General features: G+C 33.5%; 3 protein-coding genes. 1 reads left to right on the forward strand and 2 read right to left on the reverse strand.

The genetic code is table 11. From position 1 onward, the window contains the following. Positions 1-420: 420 nt before the first annotated feature. Positions 421-2,469, forward strand: coding sequence for a hypothetical protein (locus tag A0J48_RS25820; RefSeq protein ID WP_200327431.1), 2,049 nt, complete (start codon positions 421-423; stop codon positions 2,467-2,469). A gap of 162 nt (positions 2,470-2,631) precedes the next feature. Here the strand turns inward: A0J48_RS25820 and A0J48_RS25825 are convergent, their stop codons facing one another. Next, positions 2,632-4,290, reverse strand: coding sequence for a glycosyltransferase family 39 protein (locus A0J48_RS25825; protein WP_200327432.1), 1,659 nt, complete (start codon positions 4,288-4,290; stop codon positions 2,632-2,634). Positions 4,291-4,329: 39 nt separating this feature from the next. Beyond that, positions 4,330-4,879 (reverse strand): hypothetical protein (locus A0J48_RS25830; protein ID WP_200327433.1); only part of this gene is annotated, 550 nt, incomplete at its 5' end.

The following is a 4,879-nucleotide window of genomic DNA, read 5'->3' on the forward strand; positions in this document are numbered from 1 at the left end:
TCAAGGGTTTTGACAAAGGGGTAAAGTGATGGAAAAATCAAGGTCGAGGAGAGGAAAACCCCTACACCCCTACACCCTTACACCCCTACACCCAGTCGTCACAGATAACTTCTGTGCGTAAGTCCTGAATTGTTGCTGTGGATTTAATTTAACAAATTTGAGCAATACTCAACATTTAACACCAAAAAATCGTATCTTACATCTTTAATTTGACATAAGCAATTTGGTAATGATGATTTATTAAATGCTAGTTCAGCTATCTCAAGTTGAAGAGGATGGGGGAAATTTTTGATACTGCAAGCAGCCACATCCGCATTCAGGGTTTTTTTTTATTTTAGAGTGCCGAATTTTACTTATGTTAGTGTAAAATTACGATAGATTAACAATTCTCATAGAATTGCAGGAATTCAGTTAGGCAATATGCAAAATCATCAAAATTATACTTTATCTTCTTTATTACAAGCAATCGCTGTCAAAATTGCTGCCCATAAGTGGGCGGTGATTTTTATTTCTATTCTGACTATGATCCTCACTCTATACTCCCTGAAGACGAATCCCATTAAACAGGGGGATGGTTATGAATATGCTTTAATTCTTCAAAGTTTTTTTAACCACTTTAGTCCAGACATTCGAGAAGCAGATATCACTAGCTTGATGAAAATTGTTGATAGTCAACCAAGTTCTTATGATGTCAAGGTTCTGCAAGGAACCCTGGAAGCTTTCAGAAATGGGGACAATGAAATTTATCTGGGAGTCCTAAAATCTAACCGTGGTGAGTATTTTGGATATCACTTTTGGTTGTATCCGTTAATCAATTTGCCAGCTAAAGCATTTCTCGCAGTTTTTAGGCTCAATGAACTCAAGGCATTTCAGTTAACAAATTCCTTGTTAATTGGTATTACTTTATCTTATGTTTTATTGTTTTCTAAACAATCTCCTGTTGTTAAATGGGTGATTGCAACATTGTATTTATTAGGTTGTAGTTTCTTTTATCTCCAGTGGCCACACCCAGAAGTTTTTATTGCGGCAATGATTGTTATTTCCGGATGTGCCTTGCTGGAACAGCGATTTTATGTAGCTGCTATCGCTTCTACTTTAGCAACATTACAAAATCCCTCTGTAGTTTTTCTACTTGCTGCTATTTTGATATTGTTTATAGCTAAAAATTTTAACTCAGATACTCTTAAACATCCTCTTGTGTTTATAAAAAAACATATTTGGATGGCTGTTATTGCTATTTTGACATTTTTTCCCTATATTTTTTATTATTATCACTATCAAATACCTAATTTGATTGTTAAGCGAGGATTTGTTGATCCCAAACTGATTAGCTGGTCAAGATTTACATCTACACTTTTTGACTTAAATCAGGGGTTAATAGTTGGTTTTCCCGGTGTTATGCTGGGTGTGTTCACGATTCTGGTATATCGTCTGATTCTAGTTGTAGTTAAGAAAAAACGACCAATTTTTAATAGTTCTGACATTTTATTAGTAGCATTTTTCTTGATGCTCCAGCCAACTTTAAGCCAAACCAACTGGAATCATGGTCAAGAAATATTTAGTCGTTATACTTTCTGGGCTGGAATGGCATTAATTGTTTGGTTAGGGGCTAATCTCGAAGAAGTGAAAAATCTTCTTAAATATTCACTTTTATCAATAGTTTTCTTATTACAACTTGTACCCAATGAGCTTTTTTTCAGACATCCTAGTGATGGTCATTATGTCAAGATGAAATCTCAAGCTGCTTGGGTTTTGTCTAATTTCCCTAGTTGGTACAATCCCGAACCGGAAATTTTTTCAGAACGGGTGAGAGAATATGAACAATTTGGTGAAACTGTTGCACCGAATCGACTAGATTCTCCTTTTATTTATATAAATGAAACTGGCATGATCAGAAAAATTCTTATCCACAAAGATTTTGTGACACAAACTCAAGAACGTCTTTGTGGTACTGGTGGTAAACTGATCAGTTATGATTCACAAAGTTCAATAGAAACTCTACTCGCAGGAATTTCTTTTAATCGTCAAGGTTGGGGTTATATTAATGGCAGTTTTCAATGTGTAACACCTGTGAGTATAAATTTGGTTGAAGGTGGAAATTCACGAAATTTCACTCGTCAAGGTTGGGGAAAACCTGACATAGATGGAAGAACAATTAAGTCTCAGGAAGCCAGATTTATTCTTCCTCTTGCTAGTCAAAAATTAGGTGATGTCAATTTAACAGCCAAGATAAATAATCTTTCAGAAAGTCAGAATTTACCTATTCAATTGGCAGTTATTGTCAATGGTACTACTGTTAATCAATGGACTGTGAATAATTCCCGTCAAACTGCTGAATATCAGACACTAATTCCGGCTAAAGTCTGGACAGGAAAGTCTCCTATGTCTATTAGTTTTCGTATTGTCGGGGCATCCAAAAAGGTTTCTGAAACTATCAAATTGAAAGTTGTCACAGTAAAAATAAATTAGGATAATTGTATGAGCTTTCAGCTATAGCAGAAGGCAAGAGGCAAGAGGCAAGAGTGAAATACTTGTTATCACTCAGTTTTGGACATTCATCATGTTCTAACCACCTTGTCCACGGCTATAATTTCACGCAAGTTACACAGCGTCAACTGCTGTATTCAGAAATTAATTCTTTTTGATGAGGTGCCAAAATTTAACTACGCTATAGAAGGTAGGATCATGATATCTTCTCCATGTGTATTCTTTTTCAACCTTAAAGTTTGAATTCATCTTCACAACATAATTGAAAAGAGATGAACTATCAACGTTATGATTTAAAACAAAGACGTTCTGGTAATTATCGAGACTAGCAGGGTCGAATTTATATATTTGAGTATTACCTTGTTTCTTCTTCTTGGGATATAAAAAATTAAATTCACCTTTTAAGTTATGACTTAAATCAAGAGCTAAACTTCCTTCACAAATCACCAATGAATTTTGATGTCGATTAAGAACCTCAGCAACTTTAGGAATATCAAAACTACTCAATTTAATCCACCAAGCGTCACTCTGAGATAAAGCTATACAAGAACTGATTGATACGGATATTAAGAATACAAATGCGACTTGACATAGTTTTTTCTGCACTTTCTTAATATCAAAGCTAAATATTTTACTGGCAATTAAATGGGCAACAGCAAGTTGTAATCCCAAATAAGCTGGTATCAAATATCTAGTAACTGCTGATCTCTTTCCCCCTAAAATGATATCTAAAATGGCTAGAGGTAGAAAATTAACTAAAATAGTAATAACAATGAAAGACCATGTATATTTTTTAGTATGGCGAATTAAAAAATATAATGAATAACCTATAAATATCATGATTATTGTCATCATACAGTATGACAATAAATCGAAATATATAAAAGAATAGTTAAAATCAAAAAAGAGGCGACTAATATTCAATATCCAAGTTTTTATCAGTGATTTCAGAGGTATATCTTCATTCAACCATGATGTCATTCCTTGAGCAGATGATAGATTGTTTACCAAAATAATCACCCAAGGAGAAAATAACAGCACGCTGACCAGAGAACTCAGTAAATAATTGCATATTATTTTGGCTGTACGCAGGTTTTTATTAAATACAATATAAAGTCCCTCTGCTATGGCTACTAAGACAATATAAAGATGTGTATAAAGTCCTAGAGTCAAGCTCAGAGTATAGATGACCCAATCTAATTTTTTACCAGATTGAATTGCTTGCAAAAATGCTGCACTGGTAAATACAATCAAGGCTGTTAGCCAACTATATGGCCGTGCTTCTTGAGCATACAAAACGTGAAAAGGAGAAACTGCTATTAGTATGACTGCACACCAACTAATAGCAGGGGATTGAAATAATAATTGGGAAAGCCAATAAATACTAGGGAATATTAATAGACTGACTAATACAGATACGCTACGGGTTACTGCTACTGAATCTCCTAATAATCTCACCCATGTTTGTACAGCGATGAAATAAAGAGGTGTAAGTTGAGCTTCTTCTTTTGCTAAACCATCTAATAATCCAACTACACCTTTTTCTGGTTGAAATGTTTGGAATTTCTGTAAATCTGCTAATTTTATTGATTGGTTAGAAATAGTTTTCTGATTGAATTCTGCTTCCGCTTGTTTATAAGTATATCCTGATACTCTCAGAGATGTAAAAGTTTCATCCCACCAAAATATTTTTGTATCAAGATTCACAAACCGAAAAAATATTCCTAAAGCCAGAATGGTAATAATTAAAAATTTGAAGATTCTATCAAAGTTAAGCTGCTGAAAATAATTAGAGTTCCACATAATTGTTCCACCTTTTTATCAGTATTTTTACCCAGGATATTATGAATAAAATTGAATTTTGATAGGCTTTATTGCTTTCCTCCCACCTATTTGGGGTACAAATTTGTTAGTTAACATGATGACAGGGATTAATATCAAAATAGAGAGTGTGGCAACAAGTAATTTTTTCGATATAGATGGCATAAATGTTAAGAACGATAAGATAAAGTTAGCAAATTTATTACTATAAAAATGGAATCCTAAAATTAAGATTGTGTTTGCCGATATATAGGTAACTAACTTGAGGTTTCCTAGTATTTTTTCTAAGAGCAAACTAAGGGTGATAATCATCATACAACCAACTGCTCCACCTAAAAAAGATGTGAAATAAGCCACAACTGAATTACCTGTATACCAAACATTGTTATTTTTAGCCAGAAATAAAACTATCAAAAATGCCAAGATTGTAATTACAATTAAAATCGAATTACCAGCTTTTTGTAACTTATTCAGGATGTTTTTCTTTTTGAGAATATGACCTAAAAAATAGTAATTCAATCCCAGGAGTGATAAATCAATACTCAGGAAAGTGCCAACAATATTATGGGTG

The sequence above is a fragment of the Sphaerospermopsis aphanizomenoides BCCUSP55 genome, from assembly GCF_001586785.1.
In the GTDB taxonomy this organism is placed as follows: Bacteria; Cyanobacteriota; Cyanobacteriia; order Cyanobacteriales; family Nostocaceae; genus Sphaerospermopsis_A; species Sphaerospermopsis_A aphanizomenoides_A.